This window comes from Pseudomonas sp. F-14 TE3623 (assembly GCF_053629015.1).
Genome location: NZ_JBRJHM010000001.1, coordinates 1 through 17,276 on the forward strand (window position 1 = coordinate 1; position 17,276 = coordinate 17,276).

Below are 17,276 nucleotides of genomic sequence, written 5' to 3' on the forward strand. Positions count from 1 at the left end.
GCATACGCAGATAGGGGTTTCGGAATTTAATCTTGACGATGACCTACTCTCACATGGGGAAACCCCACACTACCATCGGCGATGCATCGTTTCACTGCTGAGTTCGGGATGGGATCAGGTGGTTCCAATGCTCTATGGTCGTCAAGAAATTCGGTAGCCAGCTCGTTTGCCTTGCGGCTCACGCTCCAGCGAATGGGTATGCGATAGTTTGGTGTTTTGTGAGTATCTCGAACTTTCGGTTCGTTTCGTCTTCACACACCGCAATCTGGTGCCTTTTCAGGTCAGCAAATTGCTTGGGTGTTATATGGTCAAGCCTCACGGGCAATTAGTATTGGTTAGCTCAACGCCTCACAGCGCTTACACACCCAACCTATCAACGTCGTAGTCTTCGACGGCCCTTCAGGGGACTCAAGGTCCCAGTGAGATCTCATCTTGAGGCTAGTTTCCCGCTTAGATGCTTTCAGCGGTTATCTATTCCGAACATAGCTACCCGGCAATGCCACTGGCGTGACAACCGGAACACCAGAGGTTCGTCCACTCCGGTCCTCTCGTACTAGGAGCAGCCCCTCTCAAATCTCAAACGTCCACGGCAGATAGGGACCGAACTGTCTCACGACGTTCTAAACCCAGCTCGCGTACCACTTTAAATGGCGAACAGCCATACCCTTGGGACCGGCTTCAGCCCCAGGATGTGATGAGCCGACATCGAGGTGCCAAACACCGCCGTCGATATGAACTCTTGGGCGGTATCAGCCTGTTATCCCCGGAGTACCTTTTATCCGTTGAGCGATGGCCCTTCCATACAGAACCACCGGATCACTAAGACCTACTTTCGTACCTGCTCGACGTGTCTGTCTCGCAGTCAAGCGCGCTTTTGCCTTTATACTCTACGACCGATTTCCGACCGGTCTGAGCGCACCTTCGTACTCCTCCGTTACTCTTTAGGAGGAGACCGCCCCAGTCAAACTACCCACCATACACTGTCCTCGATCCGGATAACGGACCTGAGTTAGAACCTCAAAGTTGCCAGGGTGGTATTTCAAGGTTGGCTCCACGCGAACTGGCGTCCACGCTTCAAAGCCTCCCACCTATCCTACACAAGCAAATTCAAAGTCCAGTGCAAAGCTATAGTAAAGGTTCACGGGGTCTTTCCGTCTAGCCGCGGATACACTGCATCTTCACAGCGATTTCAATTTCACTGAGTCTCGGGTGGAGACAGCGCCGCCATCGTTACGCCATTCGTGCAGGTCGGAACTTACCCGACAAGGAATTTCGCTACCTTAGGACCGTTATAGTTACGGCCGCCGTTTACCGGGGCTTCGATCAAGAGCTTCGCGTTAGCTAACCCCATCAATTAACCTTCCGGCACCGGGCAGGCGTCACACCCTATACGTCCACTTTCGTGTTTGCAGAGTGCTGTGTTTTTAATAAACAGTCGCAGCGGCCTGGTATCTTCGACCGGCGTGGGCTTACGCAGTAAATGCTTCACCCTCACCGGCGCACCTTCTCCCGAAGTTACGGTGCCATTTTGCCTAGTTCCTTCACCCGAGTTCTCTCAAGCGCCTTGGTATTCTCTACCCAACCACCTGTGTCGGTTTGGGGTACGGTTCCTGGTTACCTGAAGCTTAGAAGCTTTTCTTGGAAGCATGGCATCAACCACTTCGTGTTCTAAAAGAACACTCGTCATCAGCTCTCGGCCTTAAGATCCCGGATTTACCTAAGATCTCAGCCTACCACCTTAAACTTGGACAACCAACGCCAAGCTGGCCTAGCCTTCTCCGTCCCTCCATCGCAATAACCAGAAGTACAGGAATATTAACCTGTTTTCCATCGACTACGCTTTTCAGCCTCGCCTTAGGGACCGACTAACCCTGCGTCGATTAACGTTGCGCAGGAAACCTTGGTCTTTCGGCGTGGGTGTTTTTCACACCCATTGTCGTTACTCATGTCAGCATTCGCACTTCTGATACCTCCAGCAAGCTTCTCAACTCACCTTCACAGGCTTACAGAACGCTCCTCTACCGCATCACCTAAGTGATACCCGTAGCTTCGGTGTATGGTTTGAGCCCCGTTACATCTTCCGCGCAGGCCGACTCGACTAGTGAGCTATTACGCTTTCTTTAAAGGGTGGCTGCTTCTAAGCCAACCTCCTAGCTGTCTAAGCCTTCCCACATCGTTTCCCACTTAACCATAACTTTGGGACCTTAGCTGACGGTCTGGGTTGTTTCCCTTTTCACGACGGACGTTAGCACCCGCCGTGTGTCTCCCATGCTCGGCACTTGTAGGTATTCGGAGTTTGCATCGGTTTGGTAAGTCGGGATGACCCCCTAGCCGAAACAGTGCTCTACCCCCTACAGTGATACATGAGGCGCTACCTAAATAGCTTTCGAGGAGAACCAGCTATCTCCGAGCTTGATTAGCCTTTCACTCCGATCCACAGGTCATCCGCTAACTTTTCAACGGTAGTCGGTTCGGTCCTCCAGTTAGTGTTACCCAACCTTCAACCTGCCCATGGATAGATCGCCCGGTTTCGGGTCTATTCCCAGCGACTAGACGCCCTATTAAGACTCGCTTTCGCTACGCCTCCCCTATTCGGTTAAGCTCGCCACTGAAAATAAGTCGCTGACCCATTATACAAAAGGTACGCAGTCACCCAACAAAGTGGGCTCCCACTGCTTGTACGCATACGGTTTCAGGATCTATTTCACTCCCCTCTCCGGGGTTCTTTTCGCCTTTCCCTCACGGTACTAGTTCACTATCGGTCAGTCAGTAGTATTTAGCCTTGGAGGATGGTCCCCCCATATTCAGACAAAGTTTCTCGTGCTCCGTCCTACTCGATTTCATGACCAAGAGATTTTCGCGTACAGGGCTATCACCCACTATGGCCGCACTTTCCAGAGCGTTCCGCTAATCTCAAAGCCACTTAAGGGCTAGTCCCCGTTCGCTCGCCACTACTAAGGGAATCTCGGTTGATTTCTTTTCCTCAGGGTACTTAGATGTTTCAGTTCCCCTGGTTCGCTTCTTAAGCCTATGTATTCAGCTTAAGATACCTAACTTATGTTAGGTGGGTTCCCCCATTCAGACATCTCCGGATCAAAGTCTGTTTGCCGACTCCCCGAAGCTTTTCGCAGGCTACCACGTCTTTCATCGCCTCTGACTGCCAAGGCATCCACCGTATGCGCTTCTTCACTTGACCATATAACCCCAAGCAATCTGGTTATACTGTGAAGACGACATTCGCCGAAAATTCGCGATTAAACTCACAAATTTTACCTTAGCCTGATCACCACCAGTGAAAGTGGCCATCAGTCTATCTTTCTATCACATACCCAAATTTTTAAAGAACGATCTAATCAAAAGACTAGAAATCAATATTCACAGCGGAATATTCATTTCTAAACTCTCAAACGTTTCGAAGCAGTTAATGGTGGAGCCAAACGGGATCGAACCGTTGACCTCCTGCGTGCAAGGCAGGCGCTCTCCCAGCTGAGCTATGGCCCCATACAAAATTGGTGGGTCTGGGCAGATTCGAACTGCCGACCTCACCCTTATCAGGGGTGCGCTCTAACCAACTGAGCTACAGACCCAATTTCGAGCGCGTAACTGTTAGCGTTGAGCTATCAGCTTGGAGCTTAAAGCTGCTTCTATCGTCTTCTTCAATGAATCAAGCAATTCGTGTGGGAACTTATGGAGCAGCTGATGTCGTCGATTAAGGAGGTGATCCAGCCGCAGGTTCCCCTACGGCTACCTTGTTACGACTTCACCCCAGTCATGAATCACACCGTGGTAACCGTCCTCCCGAAGGTTAGACTAGCTACTTCTGGTGCAACCCACTCCCATGGTGTGACGGGCGGTGTGTACAAGGCCCGGGAACGTATTCACCGCGACATTCTGATTCGCGATTACTAGCGATTCCGACTTCACGCAGTCGAGTTGCAGACTGCGATCCGGACTACGATCGGTTTTCTGGGATTAGCTCCACCTCGCGGCTTGGCAACCCTCTGTACCGACCATTGTAGCACGTGTGTAGCCCAGGCCGTAAGGGCCATGATGACTTGACGTCATCCCCACCTTCCTCCGGTTTGTCACCGGCAGTCTCCTTAGAGTGCCCACCATTACGTGCTGGTAACTAAGGACAAGGGTTGCGCTCGTTACGGGACTTAACCCAACATCTCACGACACGAGCTGACGACAGCCATGCAGCACCTGTCTCAATGCTCCCGAAGGCACCAATCCATCTCTGGAAAGTTCATTGGATGTCAAGGCCTGGTAAGGTTCTTCGCGTTGCTTCGAATTAAACCACATGCTCCACCGCTTGTGCGGGCCCCCGTCAATTCATTTGAGTTTTAACCTTGCGGCCGTACTCCCCAGGCGGTCAACTTAATGCGTTAGCTGCGCCACTAAGAGCTCAAGGCTCCCAACGGCTAGTTGACATCGTTTACGGCGTGGACTACCAGGGTATCTAATCCTGTTTGCTCCCCACGCTTTCGCACCTCAGTGTCAGTATCAGTCCAGGTGGTCGCCTTCGCCACTGGTGTTCCTTCCTATATCTACGCATTTCACCGCTACACAGGAAATTCCACCACCCTCTACCATACTCTAGCTCGTCAGTTTTGAATGCAGTTCCCAGGTTGAGCCCGGGGATTTCACATCCAACTTAACGAACCACCTACGCGCGCTTTACGCCCAGTAATTCCGATTAACGCTTGCACCCTCTGTATTACCGCGGCTGCTGGCACAGAGTTAGCCGGTGCTTATTCTGTCGGTAACGTCAAAACAGATACGTATTAGGTAACTGCCCTTCCTCCCAACTTAAAGTGCTTTACAATCCGAAGACCTTCTTCACACACGCGGCATGGCTGGATCAGGCTTTCGCCCATTGTCCAATATTCCCCACTGCTGCCTCCCGTAGGAGTCTGGACCGTGTCTCAGTTCCAGTGTGACTGATCATCCTCTCAGACCAGTTACGGATCGTCGCCTTGGTGAGCCATTACCTCACCAACTAGCTAATCCGACCTAGGCTCATCTGATAGCGCAAGGCCCGAAGGTCCCCTGCTTTCTCCCGTAGGACGTATGCGGTATTAGCGTCCGTTTCCGAGCGTTATCCCCCACTACCAGGCAGATTCCTAGGCATTACTCACCCGTCCGCCGCTCGCCACCAGGTACAAGTACCCGTGCTGCCGCTCGACTTGCATGTGTTAGGCCTGCCGCCAGCGTTCAATCTGAGCCATGATCAAACTCTTCAGTTCAAACATCTTTGGGTTTTTAAGAAACCCTAAACTTGGCTCAGCAATCGTTGGTTACATCTTTGATTTCTCGCGGAGTAACTTGTGATGCTGATAATCTTGTTGACTATCAGTCTGACTCCACAAGCACCCACACGAATTGCTTGATTCAGTTGTTAAAGAGCGGTTGGTTAAGATCTTTCGTCTCAACCGAGGCGCGCATTCTACAGCAGCCTCTGTTGCTGTCAAGCGGTTATTTTCAGAAGTTTTCAAAGTTTCCTTTGTAACTTCAACCACTTGCGCTTCCGATCTCTCGTTAGCGGGAGGCGAATTCTACAGCGTTACTCGCTGCTGTCAACACCTCTTTTTCTCCGCTTTCGACCGAGATGATCGAACCGTCAATAAAGCGAAAACACACTGCCTTACCAACTCCTTCTGGCTTCGATGAACTGAAGCGTAACCGCTGTCGAAAACTGCGTAACTCTTTGTTTACCAAGGAGTTTTCCGTTTCGACTGCGCCGGAAGTGGGGCGAATTATAGACTTCCAGAATCTGCCGTCAACCCCTGATTTCAGCTTTATTCGGATTTGAGCGTAATACGCGCAAATGCCTTCTTCCCGGCCTGGCAAACATGGGTCGCGCCCAGTACGTATATAAAGGTGCGATCGACAACCTCACCATCTATACGCACACCACCAGAACCGAGAAGATCGCGCGCCACAGCGGAGTTCTTCACCAGGCCCGCCTTATTAAGGACAGCAGCAATCGGCATATCCTCGGCAGCGGTCAACTCGATCTCTGGCAGATCATCCGGCAGTTCACCGTCTTTCATACGATTGCCCGCCGCACGATGAGCATTGGCCGCAGCCTCTTCACCATGAAAGCGCGCAACGATCTCTTCGGCCAGCTTGATCTTGATGTCACGCGGATTCGCACCTGCCTCGACGCCAGCCCGGAAAGCATTGATCTCTTCCATGGAGCGGAAACTGAGCAATTCGAAGTAACGCCACATCAGCACATCCGGAATAGAGACCAGCTTGCCATACATGACACCCGGCGCTTCCTGGATACCGACGTAGTTGCCCAACGACTTGGACATCTTCTTCACACCATCCAGACCTTCGAGTAACGGCATGGTCAGAATGCATTGAGCCTCCTGCCCATAACTACGCTGCAGCTCGCGCCCCATCAGCAGGTTGAACTTCTGATCGGTACCACCCAGCTCGACATCCGCGCGCAACGCGACCGAGTCATAACCCTGAACCAGCGGATAGAGGAACTCGTGAATAGCAATTGGCTGATTGGTCGTGTAACGCTTATCGAAATCGTCGCGCTCGAGCATGCGAGCCACGGTGTATTGCGAAGTCAGGCGAATGAAGTCGGCTGGCCCCATCTGATCCATCCAGGTGGAGTTGAACGCCACTTCAGTCTTGGCCGGATCAAGAATCTTGAATACCTGAGTTTTGTAGGTCTCGGCATTCTCGAGAACCTGCTCACGGGTGAGCGGAGGACGTGTCGCACTCTTGCCGCTTGGATCACCGATCATCCCGGTGAAGTCACCTATAAGGAAGATCACCTGGTGACCCAGTTCCTGGAACTGGCGCAGCTTATTAATAAGCACGGTGTGACCCAGGTGCAAATCCGGCGCGGTCGGATCGAAGCCTGCCTTAATACGCAGCGGCTGGCCACGCTTGAGTTTCTCGATCAGCTCGGACTCGACCAACAGTTCTTCTGCACCACGTTTGATCAGCGCTAGCTGCTCTTCAACCGACTTCATAACAGACCCGCAAGGCTCAGATTCAAAGGGGAACAACCATACAAGATCGCGCACCAAATACAAGTTTTGCCCGGCGCACGGACGCCAATCCACGGACGGAGCGTTCGCAGACTTGCTTCAGAGATGATTTGGTTATATTTTATACAGTTATTTCGTCTTCATCATGTCATTCATCTTTTCCAATTCATCTTTTCAAAGTCAAAATTACCTATGACCACAGAACCGTCTAAAGCGCCTCCGCTTTACCCGAAGACCCACCTGCTTGCAGCAAGTGGCATCGCCGCCCTTCTCAGCCTGGCGCTTCTGGTATTCCCTTCCAGTGATGTTGAAGCCAAAAAGACGACCCTGAGTCTTGAACTGGAAAGCCCTGCAGAACAACTGACACAAGATCAAGACGCCGCCGAAGCCGTCCAAGCCACAAATGAGCCGGCAGCCTCCCCCTTCGCGCAGATCGAAAACAACGCCGAAGACACTCAGGAAACCGCCCAGGCCGCCCCCGCCCCCGCCCCTGCTCCCGCGCCAGTCGTAGAAGAGAAGAAGGCGCCAGGCCATAAGGAAGTGATTGTTAGCAAAGGCGACACTCTCTCGACTTTGTTCGAGAAAGTCGGCCTTCCGGTCACTTCGGTGCATGAAGTGCTGGCCAGCGACAAGCAGGCCAAGCAGTTCAGCCAGCTCAAACATGGCCAGAAGCTTGAGTTCGAACTGGACCCGGATGGCCAGCTGACCAACTTGCACAGCAAGGTCAGCGACATGGAAAGCATCAGCCTGACCAAGAATGACAAGGGTTATACGTTCAACCGCATTACCGCCAAGCCCACTGTTCGCTCCGCCTACGTTCATGGCGTGATCAACAGTTCGCTGTCGCAATCTGCCGCCCGGGCCGGTTTATCCCACAGCCTGACCATGGATATGGCTAGCGTGTTTGGCTATGACGTCGACTTCGCCCAGGATATTCGCCAAGGTGACGAGTTCGATGTGATCTATGAACAGAAGGTCGTCAACGGCAAAGCAATCGGCAACGGCCCGATCCTCTCCGCACGCTTCACCAACCGCGGCAAGACTTACACCGCGGTGCGCTACACCAACAAACAAGGCAACAGCAGCTACTACACGGCCGACGGTAACAGCATGCGCAAGGCGTTTATCCGTACTCCGGTAGACTTCGCCCGCATCAGCTCGAAATTCTCCATGGGCCGCAAGCACCCGATCCTGAACAAGATCCGCGCCCACAAGGGTGTCGATTACGCGGCACCACGCGGTACGCCGATCAAGGCTGCCGGTGACGGCAAAGTATTGTTGGCGGGTCGTCGCGGCGGTTACGGCAACACCGTGATCATCCAGCACGGCAATACCTACCGTACGCTGTACGGTCATATGCAGGGCTTCGCCAAAGGCGTCAAGACTGGCGGCAGCGTCAAGCAAGGTCAGGTGATCGGTTACATCGGCACCACCGGCCTGTCCACCGGCCCGCACTTGCACTACGAGTTCCAGGTCAATGGCGTGCACGTCGACCCGCTGGGTCAGAAGGTGGCGATGGCCGATCCGATCTCCAAAGCCGAACGCGCACGCTTCCTCGCGCAAAGCCAACCGCTGATGGCGCGCATGGATCAAGAGAAAACTACCCAGCTGGCTTCGAGTAAACGTTAAGCCATGGCGCTCTATATAGGTGTGATGTCCGGGACCAGCCTTGATGGCTTGGACATTGCGTTGATCGAGCAAGCCCCGGCGATCAAGCTGATCGCCACCCATTACATCCCTATGCCTGATTCCCTGCGCGCCGAGCTGCTTGGCTTGTGCGCCAGCGGCCCGGACGAGATTGCCCGCTCCGCCATTGCCCAGCAGAACTGGGTGAAACTGGCCGCACAGGGCATTCACACCCTCCTCGACCAACAAAATCTGAAACCCGACGACATTCGCGCGATTGGCAGCCACGGCCAGACCATTCGCCATGAGCCGGCGCGCGGGTTTACGGTACAAATCGGCAACCCCGCCTTGCTCACCGAGCTGACCGGCATCACCGTGGTCAGCGATTTCCGCAGCCGCGATGTAGCCGCCGGCGGACAAGGCGCCCCACTGGTTCCAGCCTTTCACGAAGCCCTGTTTGAAGAACGGCCTGGCAATCGCGCGGTATTGAACGTCGGCGGGTTCAGCAACCTCAGCCTGATCGAACCCGGCAAGCCTGTTGCAGGGTTTGACTGCGGCCCCGGGAATGTCCTGCTGGATGCCTGGATTCACCAGCAACGCGGCGACAACTTTGATCGTGACGGTCAATGGGCCGCCAGCGGCAAGGTAGAACCGGTTCTGTTGAGCGAGCTGCTCAGTGATCCATTCTTCGTGACCCAAGGCCCGAAGAGCACCGGCCGCGAAGTGTTCAATCTGCCATGGCTGATGCAGCATCTGTCGCAGCTACCGACCTTCGCTGCCGAAGACGTACAGGCCACGCTGCTAGAGCTGACTGCGCTGACCATTGTCGAGTCATTGCAAAGCGCCCAATCGGATACACAGGAGCTGCTTGTTTGTGGTGGCGGCGCGCACAACGCCACGCTGATGAAGCGCCTGGCCAGCCTGCTGTCGAATGCGAAAGTCAACAGCACTGCTGCTTACGGCGTAGACCCGGACTGGGTCGAAGCCATGGCCTTCGCCTGGCTGGCTCATTGCTGCCTGGAAGGTATCGCGGCCAACCGTCCGAGTGTCACCGGCGCCCGCGGCCTACGCGTACTCGGCGCCATCTACCCCGCCTGAGCCTGAACCCCAGACAGCAAAACGCCGCAGAGTCCTGAGACCCTGCGGCGCCTGGTAATGCGGTGAGGTGCGATCAGATCGAGAACGAAGAGCCGCAGCCACACGTGGTGGTAGCGTTCGGGTTCTTGATCACGAAACGCGAACCTTCCAGACCTTCCTGGTAATCCACTTCGGCACCTGCCAGGTACTGGAAGCTCATTGGATCGACCACCAGGCTGACGCCTTCGCGCTCGACGATGGTGTCGTCATCGGCCACTTCTTCATCGAAGGTGAAGCCGTACTGAAACCCTGAACAACCGCCGCCCGTAACGAATACGCGCAGCTTCAAGCGATCATTCCCCTCTTCATCGACCAGGCTCTTCACCTTGTGCGCGGCACCGTGGGTGAATTGCAAAGCCGTGGGGGTGAAGGATTCGACGCTCATGCTGACTATCTCCCGGCGTTACGCCGCCATAATGCGTGATGACGCGCATTATCCGCTTCTCCCAGAAAATCGGTCAACTATTGTTACGGTATATCAATCAACCCAATTGTCAGACCAAAATGCAAAAAGGCCCGTTCGACGGGCCTTTTTGCTGAGCGGGATAAAGCCTTATGGCAGCATGCCGGCATGGGACAGGCCCAGACGCTCGTCCAGACCGAACAGGATATTCAGGTTCTGCACCGCCTGACCCGACGCGCCTTTGACCAGATTGTCGATCACCGACAACACCACCACCAGATCACCATCCTGCGGACGATGCACGGCGATACGGCAAACGTTGGCGCCGCGCACGCTACGGGTTTCCGGATGGCTGCCAGCAGGCATTACATCGACGAACGGTTCGTTGGCATAGCGCTTTTCGAACAACGCTTGCAGATCCACCGAGCGATCCACGACAGTCGCGTAGAGCGTCGAGTGAATACCGCGAATCATTGGCGTCAGGTGCGGAACGAAGGTCAGCCCCACGTCCTTGCCCGCTGCACGACGCAGACCCTGGCGGATTTCCGGCAAATGACGGTGCCCTTTGACGGCGTAAGCCTTCATGCTTTCCGACGTCTCGGAGTACAACGAACCTACAGAAGCGCCACGACCGGCACCGCTGACGCCGGATTTGCAGTCTGCGATCAAACGAGTGGTATCTGCCAGACCGGCCTCAAGCAATGGCAGGAATCCCAATTGCGTGGCGGTCGGGTAGCAACCCGGCACAGCAATCAGCCGTGCTTGCTTGATTTGCTCGCGGTTAACTTCCGGCAAGCCGTAGACCGCCTCCTCCAACAGTTCCGGCGCGCCGTGCGGCTGACCGTACCATTTGGCCCACTCATCGGCGTCTTGCAGACGGAAGTCTGCCGACAGGTCGATGACCTTGGTCCCGGCAGCCAGCAACTCACCGGCCAGCGCATGCGCAACACCGTGCGGCGTGGCAAAGAACACCACGTCGCAAGCGCCGAGGGTCTTGATGTCGGGAACGCTGAAAGCCAGGCCGTCGTAATGGCCTCGCAGGTTCGGGTACATATCGGCTACGGCCAGGCCGGCCTCGGATCGGGAAGTGATCACTACCACTTCAGCTTGCGGATGCTGTGCCAACAAACGCAGCAGTTCGACACCGGTGTAACCCGTGCCGCCGACGATACCGACCTTGACCATAAACCTGCCCTCAACGAACCCAGTGGAAAGCCGTCGATAATAGGGGCCGCGCGGCCCTGCGACAACCGTCAAGGTGACGTGTGGCGGCTCAAGCCTCTACTATTCGGGCTACCGTGAACCCTGGGAATAACTAAAAATGCTTTATCTGTGGCTCAAAGCGCTTCATATCGTCAGCATGGTCTGCTGGTTTGCCGGCCTGTTTTACCTGCCGCGCCTGTTCGTCTATCACGCTCAAAGCGAAGACACCGTCAGCAAGGAACGCTTCAGTATCATGGAGCGCAAGCTGTACCGGGGCATCATGGGCCCGGCGATGATCGCCACCCTGGTGTTCGGCATCTGGCTGATCAGCCTCAACCCAAGCGCCTACTTCACTCAAGGTGCATGGATGCATGCCAAATTGACCCTTGTGGTAATCCTGATCGGCTATCACCACATGTGCGGTGCACAGGTAAAACGTTTTGCCCGTGGCGAAAACACCCGCAGCCATGTCTTTTATCGCTGGTTCAATGAAGTGCCGGTTCTGATATTGCTGGCTATCGTAATTCTGGTCGTCGTTCGGCCGTTTTAATCCAACAAGCATAATTCACCCGGGGTACTTCCAATGTCGCTGCCCGCTTTGCTCGAACAACGTTTGCGTCTGCCCGTGGTGGCAGCGCCGATGTTCCTGATCTCCAACCCTGAGCTGGTGCTCGCCTGCTGCCGTAATGGCGTGGTGGGCAGCTTTCCCGCGCTGAACCAGCGTGAGAGCAGCGGTTTCAAGGCCTGGCTGGAAGAAATCGAAGCAGGACTGGCGATACTGGAAAACCCTGCGCCTTACGCGGTGAACCTGATCGTCCACAACAGCAACCCGCGTTTGCAGGCGGATCTGGCGATCTGCATCGAGCACAAAGTACCAATCGTGATCACCAGCCTCGGTGCCGTGAAAGAATTGGTCGACGCCGTGCATGGCTACGGAGGCCTGGTATTTCATGACGTGACAACCCGTCGCCACGCGGAAAAAGCCGCTGAAGCAGGTGTTGACGGTTTGATTGCCGTGGCCGCGGGCGCCGGTGGTCACGCCGGGACCTGGAGCCCGTTTTCGCTGATCGCCGAGATTCGCCAGTTTTTCGACAAGACCCTGCTGCTGGCCGGTTGCCTGAACCATGGCCATGAAATTCTTGCCGCGCAAGTGCTCGGCGCGGATTTGGCCTACTTCGGTACGCGATTTATCGGCACCACTGAAAGTCATGCGCCTGACGCGTATAAGGAGATGCTCCTGACTTCCAGAGCCGCCGACATCGTCCATACTCCAGCGGTGTCGGGAGTACCGGCAAGTTTCATGCGTCGGAGCCTGGAGGCCGCCGGTTTCGACATGGCAACCCTACAAGGCAAGGGCGAGGTGAATTTCGGCTCCAAGCTCAAGCCATTGAGCGACGAAGCCAAAGCCTGGAAAACCGTGTGGTCCGCAGGCCAGGGTGTCGGAGAAATCGATGACCTGCCGGGTGTCGATCAACTGGTCGCACGTCTCGATGCCGAATACCGCAAGGCGCTGGAACTGGCGGCGGCGTTGCCCAAGCGCTGGCCGCGCTGACAGAAAAACTTGGCCAGCCCAATCCGGCTGGCCCTACACTCCATACTTGCAACACCGTCTATTACAAACAAACTCTCGCGACAAGGATGCCTCGGCCATGAGCGAAAACCGTTTCAAGATCGTCTTCGATGGCGCTCTGCAGCCAGGTGTTGACGCCACCACCGCGAAGCTCAATCTCGCCGAGCTGTTCAAAAGCGATGTCGCGGCTATCGAGCGCCTATTCAGTGGCCGGACAGTTGCGCTCAAGCGCGACCTGTCACACGCCGACGCGCAGACTTACCTTCAGGCGCTGACGAAAACCGGCATCGATGCCCGAATCGAAACAGAACCCTCGATCGAGCTGAACCTGTCCGATGTTCACGAACACGCCCCTGCCAATAACCAACCTGTCACGGCAGATCCCGATTCTCCCTATGCACCGCCCCGAGCCTCTGTCGGCGAAGCACTGCCGGAGTTTTCTGCACTCAAGGCATTCAGTTTCGTTGGCCGCATCGGTCGCTTGCGCTTTCTGGCCTGGACGATGGCGCTTACGCTGGTGACGCTTGGCGTTGGTGCCGTGCTGGCTATTTTCGGCTTCGCGCTCATTAGCACGGACTCCACTGCTGGCTTGGTCCTCGCGGGTCTGCTGGCCTTTATCCTGGTCGTGGTGCTCGCATTCATCAGCATCCAGTTCAGTGTGCAGCGCCTGCACGATATTGGCTGGTCCGGCTGGCTCTGGCTGCTGAACCTTGTACCGGTCGTGGGCAGCGTTTTTCCGTTTGTAATAATGATCGTGCCGGGTAACAACACGGCCAACCGATATGGCGCACCACCACCGCCCAACAGCAACGCGGTCAGGGTGCTGGCTTCGCTGTGGCTGGTGTTTATCGCGCTCATGTTTGTGGGCGGGCTGACTGGAGGCCTCACCGCGATCCACGATGAGTACGAAAGCGCCACCGAGAGCACCTATCAAAGCAGCTCGATGATCACCGACGAAGTTGAAGTCGAGCCGGCCGAAGAGGCCGAACAAGCACCAAATTCATCCGATGATGCAGCCGAAGCAGCCGAGGCCCCTGTAGACTCTGCGAAAGAATGAACAGCGCTCCCCGCCCGTGACACCTGCGTCGCCGGCGCGGAGCTGTTGCGATGGAGAACTGCATGACCCGTTACGCTCTGATCACTGGCGCTTCCAGCGGCATCGGCCTGGCGATGGCCGAAGCGCTGGCCCGGCGCGGCCGCAGCCTGATTCTGGTGGCCCGACAGCGTGATCAGCTGGAAAGCATTGCGATCGAACTGACTCAACGTTTTGGTGTGGAGGTGCTGTTTCGCGCCTGTGATCTGGGTGAGCCGCTGAGGCTGTCCGGATTTTTGCTGGAGCTGGAGGAAGGCGATCGGCAAATCGATTTGCTGGTCAACTGTGCCGGCATCGGTACCTGCGGTCCGTTCCTGGCCCAGGACTGGATGACCGAGCAGGACTTGATCGAAGTGAACATCCTGGCCCTCACTCGCTTGTGCCATGCCATCGGCAACAGCATGGCCCTGCAGGGCGGCGGGCAGATTCTGAACGTCGCCTCGATGGCGGCGTTCCATCCCGGCCCCTGGATGAGCACTTACTACGCCAGCAAGGCTTACGTACTGCATTTTTCCGAAGGTTTACGCGTCGAACTGAAGAAATGTGCGGTCAAGGTATCGGTGCTCTGCCCCGGCCCGACCCGCACGGCGTTTTTCCGCACCGCGCAACTGGACACCGACAAACTGGTCGAGAGCAAACTGCTGATGACTCCAGAAGAAGTCGCGCTCTATACCGTGCGCGCGCTGGCGAAAAATCGCGCCATTATTATCCCCGGTCGCCTGAATCGCTGGTTCGCGTTCCTGCCGCGGCTCGGCTCACGCTGGCTGACCCGGACAATCGCGGGCATGGTCAACAAAGCCTATTGCCCGCGCTGATCAATCCTCAAGGCAAAAGGCTGGGCTCTGAGATAACCCATGGTTACACTCAGGCCAGCCCAAACAACGGAGAAAACAGCTGTGGATACTCTGTTCACCAAGATCATCAACCGGGAAATCCCGGCGAAGATCATTTACGAGGACGACCAGGTACTGGCCTTCCACGACATCGCGCCACAGGCACCGGTGCATTTTCTGGTGATCCCGAAAAAAGCGGTGCGCACGCTTAACGACCTGACCGAGGACGACAAGGCATTGGCTGGGCATATTCTGTTCACTGCCCAGCGTCTGGCCTTGGAACTGGGTTGCGAAGAGGGCTTCCGCCTGGTCATGAATTGCAATCCACTAGGTGGGCAGACCGTCTATCACATACATATGCATGTATTGGGTCAGCGCCAGATGCACTGGCCGCCGGGCTGATCCACCATCCTACCCCTGTAGGAGCGAGCGGTGCGGCGATCCGACTTGCCCGCGAAGGCGTCCTCAAGTGCGCCAAAAGCTTCGCGGGCAAGCCTCGCTCCTACAGGATTGGTGTCGCTCCCACCGGAAATGACTCGGCGCAAACCCTCCCCCGGCCGATTGGGTTAAACTGGCCGCCGAGATTCTTCCCGGAGGTCAGCATGACTACCCAACGTCACTACTCGCCGATTGACCGTCTTCTGCTGCAAGCCGATGCCGCGATGCGGACTTTGTTGCCTTTCAGTGGTCAGCCCTACCGTCCGTCGCCGGCCATCGTGCAGCCGGATGCGCAAATGAGCGACGAGGACACCCGACACGTCGCCGGCTTGATGCGCATCAACCATACCGGTGAAGTCTGCGCCCAGGCGCTGTATCAAGGTCAGGCCCTGACCGCCAAACTGCCGAAAGTGCGCGCCGCCATGGAGCACGCCGCCGAAGAAGAAATCGACCATCTGGTCTGGTGCGAACAACGCATTCATCAGCTGGGTAGCCATACCAGCATCCTCAATCCGCTGTTCTACGGCATGTCGTTCGGGATTGGCGCGGTTGCCGGGTTGATCAGCGACAAAGTCAGCCTGGGTTTCGTTGCTGCCACCGAGCATCAGGTCTGCAAACACCTGAACGAACACCTTGAGCAACTGCCAGCCGAGGACGAAAAATCCCGGGCGATCCTGGAGCAGATGCGTATCGATGAAGAGCATCATGCTGAAAGTGCGCTGGATGCGGGTGGATTTCGTTTTCCGGCGCCGGTGAAGTTCGGGATGAGTTTGTTGGCCAAGGTGATGACGAAGAGTACTTATCGGATCTGACGGAAGCGTCTTCAGATCGGGCCTCTTCGCGAGCAAGCCCGCTCCCACAGTAGTTCTGTGAACACAGTTCCATGTGGGAGCGGGATTGCTCGCGAAGGCCATAGCACGGTCTGTCTGACAGACAGCAATAAAAAAGGCGATTACCGCAAGGTAGTCGCCTTTTTTTGTACTCGAAGATCTTAGTTTGGCATGTTGCGCGCGTAGAAGATTTCGAGCATTTCGTGTTTCACACGCTCAGTCACCAAGGCACGTTGCTCAGAGGACAGGTTGCTGGTGGCGTCGCCGAACAGGTAGTTATCCAGTTCGAAGTGCTTCAACAGCATTTTGGTGTGGAACAGGTTTTCCTGGTACACGTTCACATCAGTCATCTGGTACGCGTCGCGGGTGTCTTCGGACAAGTAGTTCTGGATCGAGTTAATCTCGTGGTCGATGAAGTGCTTCTTGCCTTCAACATCACGGGTGAAGCCGCGCACGCGGTAATCCACGGTCACGATGTCTGAATCGAACTGGTGAATCAGGAAATTGAGTGCTTTGAGCGGTGAAATGACGCCACAGGTCGACACGTCGATGTCCACACGGAACGTCGCGATACCGTCCACCGGATGGATTTCCGGGTAGGTGTGCACCGTGATGTGGCTCTTGTCGAGGTGGGCCAGGATGATTTCGGGTAACGGCCCCGGAGACTCTTCGATCTGACTGTCGGTCGGGGTCACCGGCTCTTCAGAGATCAGAATCGTGACGCTGGCGCCCTGGGGTTCATAGTCCTGACTGGCGATGTTCAGGATGTTGGCACCAATGATATCGACAACTTCTGTGAGGATCTGCGTCAGGCGCTTGGCGTTGTACTCTTTATTGATGTACTCGACGTAAGCCTGTTGGTCTTGCGGGGTTTCCGCGTAGCAGATGTCATAGATATTGAAGCTCAAGGTCTTTGTCAGGTTATTGAACCCGTGGAGCTTGAGTTTGCTTTTCACCGTTAAAACTCTCTATGTATTGCGGGCTGGCCGCGTGATCAAGCATGCCCGTCAGATGCGAACGACGCACCTGCGTAGGACGGTTAACACCTCTTCGCGATGGCGATTTTGTTTTTTCTGTTCAGGAAAGCGACCTGTGCAGACGTCAGCGATGGATCGCCAGAGTCT

General features: G+C 55.6%; 12 protein-coding genes, 2 tRNA genes and 3 rRNA genes. 8 read left to right on the forward strand and 9 right to left on the reverse strand.

The window, feature by feature from the left end; all coding sequences use genetic code 11:
• Positions 1-30: 30 nt before the first annotated feature.
• The 6 genes from rrf to tyrS all read right to left on the reverse strand — a co-directional run bounded on the left by rrf (position 31) and on the right by tyrS (position 7,001).
• Positions 31-146 (reverse strand): 5S ribosomal RNA (gene rrf / locus AB7M29_RS00005).
• A 158-nt stretch (positions 147-304) separates the two neighbouring features.
• Positions 305-3,196, reverse strand: a 23S ribosomal RNA gene (locus AB7M29_RS00010).
• Between the two features lie 229 nt (positions 3,197-3,425).
• A tRNA-Ala gene (locus AB7M29_RS00015) sits at positions 3,426-3,501 on the reverse strand.
• 9 nt (positions 3,502-3,510) lie between these two features.
• Positions 3,511-3,587, reverse strand: a tRNA-Ile gene (locus AB7M29_RS00020).
• Positions 3,588-3,710: 123 nt separating this feature from the next.
• Positions 3,711-5,249: ribosomal RNA gene (locus tag AB7M29_RS00025) — 16S ribosomal RNA — on the reverse strand.
• Together the 16S, 23S and 5S rRNA genes with 2 tRNA genes alongside form the textbook arrangement of a ribosomal RNA operon.
• Before the next feature lie 552 nt (positions 5,250-5,801).
• Positions 5,802-7,001 carry a tyrosine--tRNA ligase gene (gene tyrS / locus AB7M29_RS00030; protein WP_454246102.1) on the reverse strand — a complete coding sequence of 400 codons (1,200 nt, stop codon included), beginning with the start codon at positions 6,999-7,001 and terminating at the stop codon, positions 5,802-5,804.
• 210 nt (positions 7,002-7,211) lie between these two features.
• On the opposite strand from tyrS, the gene AB7M29_RS00035 reads away from it, so the two are divergent.
• Positions 7,212-8,648: a peptidoglycan DD-metalloendopeptidase family protein gene (locus AB7M29_RS00035; protein WP_454246103.1), complete on the forward strand. Its 1,437-nt coding sequence runs from the start codon at positions 7,212-7,214 to the stop codon at positions 8,646-8,648.
• 3 nt (positions 8,649-8,651) lie between these two features.
• A complete protein-coding gene (locus AB7M29_RS00040) occupies positions 8,652-9,743 on the forward strand; it encodes an anhydro-N-acetylmuramic acid kinase (RefSeq protein ID WP_454246104.1) in 1,092 nt (363 codons plus the stop codon).
• Between the two features lie 73 nt (positions 9,744-9,816).
• Here the strand turns inward: AB7M29_RS00040 and erpA are convergent, their stop codons facing one another.
• Entirely contained in the window at positions 9,817-10,167 is a 351-nt protein-coding gene (erpA, locus tag AB7M29_RS00045; RefSeq protein WP_007906865.1) for an iron-sulfur cluster insertion protein ErpA, read from the reverse strand.
• A 168-nt stretch (positions 10,168-10,335) separates the two neighbouring features.
• Positions 10,336-11,370: an N-acetyl-gamma-glutamyl-phosphate reductase gene (gene argC, locus AB7M29_RS00050; protein WP_007941665.1), complete on the reverse strand. Its 1,035-nt coding sequence runs from the start codon at positions 11,368-11,370 to the stop codon at positions 10,336-10,338.
• 136 nt (positions 11,371-11,506) lie between these two features.
• On the opposite strand from argC, the gene hemJ reads away from it, so the two are divergent.
• From hemJ to coq7, 6 genes are all read left to right on the forward strand, one after another.
• A complete protein-coding gene (gene hemJ / locus AB7M29_RS00055; RefSeq protein WP_007906869.1) occupies positions 11,507-11,938 on the forward strand; it encodes a protoporphyrinogen oxidase HemJ in 432 nt (143 codons plus the stop codon).
• A gap of 33 nt (positions 11,939-11,971) precedes the next feature.
• The gene (locus tag AB7M29_RS00060) at positions 11,972-12,940 is read left to right on the forward strand and encodes an NAD(P)H-dependent flavin oxidoreductase (RefSeq protein ID WP_454246105.1); all 969 of its coding nucleotides are present in this window, start codon (positions 11,972-11,974) and stop codon (positions 12,938-12,940) included.
• 97 nt (positions 12,941-13,037) lie between these two features.
• Positions 13,038-14,015: a DUF805 domain-containing protein gene (locus AB7M29_RS00065; RefSeq protein WP_454246106.1), complete on the forward strand. Its 978-nt coding sequence runs from the start codon at positions 13,038-13,040 to the stop codon at positions 14,013-14,015.
• Positions 14,016-14,077: 62 nt separating this feature from the next.
• Positions 14,078-14,866, forward strand: coding sequence for an SDR family NAD(P)-dependent oxidoreductase (locus AB7M29_RS00070; protein ID WP_454246107.1), 789 nt, complete (start codon positions 14,078-14,080; stop codon positions 14,864-14,866).
• Between the two features lie 81 nt (positions 14,867-14,947).
• On the forward strand, positions 14,948-15,286 hold the full coding sequence (locus tag AB7M29_RS00075) for a histidine triad nucleotide-binding protein (protein ID WP_217857340.1): 339 nt from the start codon (positions 14,948-14,950) through the stop codon (positions 15,284-15,286).
• 200 nt (positions 15,287-15,486) lie between these two features.
• On the forward strand, positions 15,487-16,134 hold the full coding sequence (gene coq7 / locus AB7M29_RS00080; RefSeq protein WP_008008345.1) for a 2-polyprenyl-3-methyl-6-methoxy-1,4-benzoquinone monooxygenase: 648 nt from the start codon (positions 15,487-15,489) through the stop codon (positions 16,132-16,134).
• Between the two features lie 179 nt (positions 16,135-16,313).
• Here the strand turns inward: coq7 and speD are convergent, their stop codons facing one another.
• On the reverse strand, positions 16,314-17,108 hold the full coding sequence (speD, locus tag AB7M29_RS00085; RefSeq protein ID WP_052967182.1) for an adenosylmethionine decarboxylase: 795 nt from the start codon (positions 17,106-17,108) through the stop codon (positions 16,314-16,316).
• Between the last annotated feature and the right edge of the window lie 168 nt (positions 17,109-17,276).

Bases quoted from the DNA above. Each gene is read 5' to 3' on its own strand.
- AB7M29_RS00065 (WP_454246106.1), top strand. From the start codon at position 13,038: ATGAGCGAAAACCGTTTCAAGATCGTCTTCGATGGCGCTCTGCAGCCA.
- AB7M29_RS00035 (WP_454246103.1), top strand. From the start codon at position 7,212: ATGACCACAGAACCGTCTAAAGCGCCTCCGCTTTACCCGAAGACCCAC.
- hemJ (WP_007906869.1), top strand. From the start codon at position 11,507: ATGCTTTATCTGTGGCTCAAAGCGCTTCATATCGTCAGCATGGTCTGC.
- AB7M29_RS00040 (WP_454246104.1), top strand. From the start codon at position 8,652: ATGGCGCTCTATATAGGTGTGATGTCCGGGACCAGCCTTGATGGCTTG.
- AB7M29_RS00070 (WP_454246107.1), top strand. From the start codon at position 14,078: ATGACCCGTTACGCTCTGATCACTGGCGCTTCCAGCGGCATCGGCCTG.
- argC (WP_007941665.1), bottom strand. From the start codon at position 11,370: ATGGTCAAGGTCGGTATCGTCGGCGGCACGGGTTACACCGGTGTCGAA.
- coq7 (WP_008008345.1), top strand. From the start codon at position 15,487: ATGACTACCCAACGTCACTACTCGCCGATTGACCGTCTTCTGCTGCAA.
- tyrS (WP_454246102.1), bottom strand. From the start codon at position 7,001: ATGAAGTCGGTTGAAGAGCAGCTAGCGCTGATCAAACGTGGTGCAGAA.
- erpA (WP_007906865.1), bottom strand. From the start codon at position 10,167: ATGAGCGTCGAATCCTTCACCCCCACGGCTTTGCAATTCACCCACGGT.
- AB7M29_RS00060 (WP_454246105.1), top strand. From the start codon at position 11,972: ATGTCGCTGCCCGCTTTGCTCGAACAACGTTTGCGTCTGCCCGTGGTG.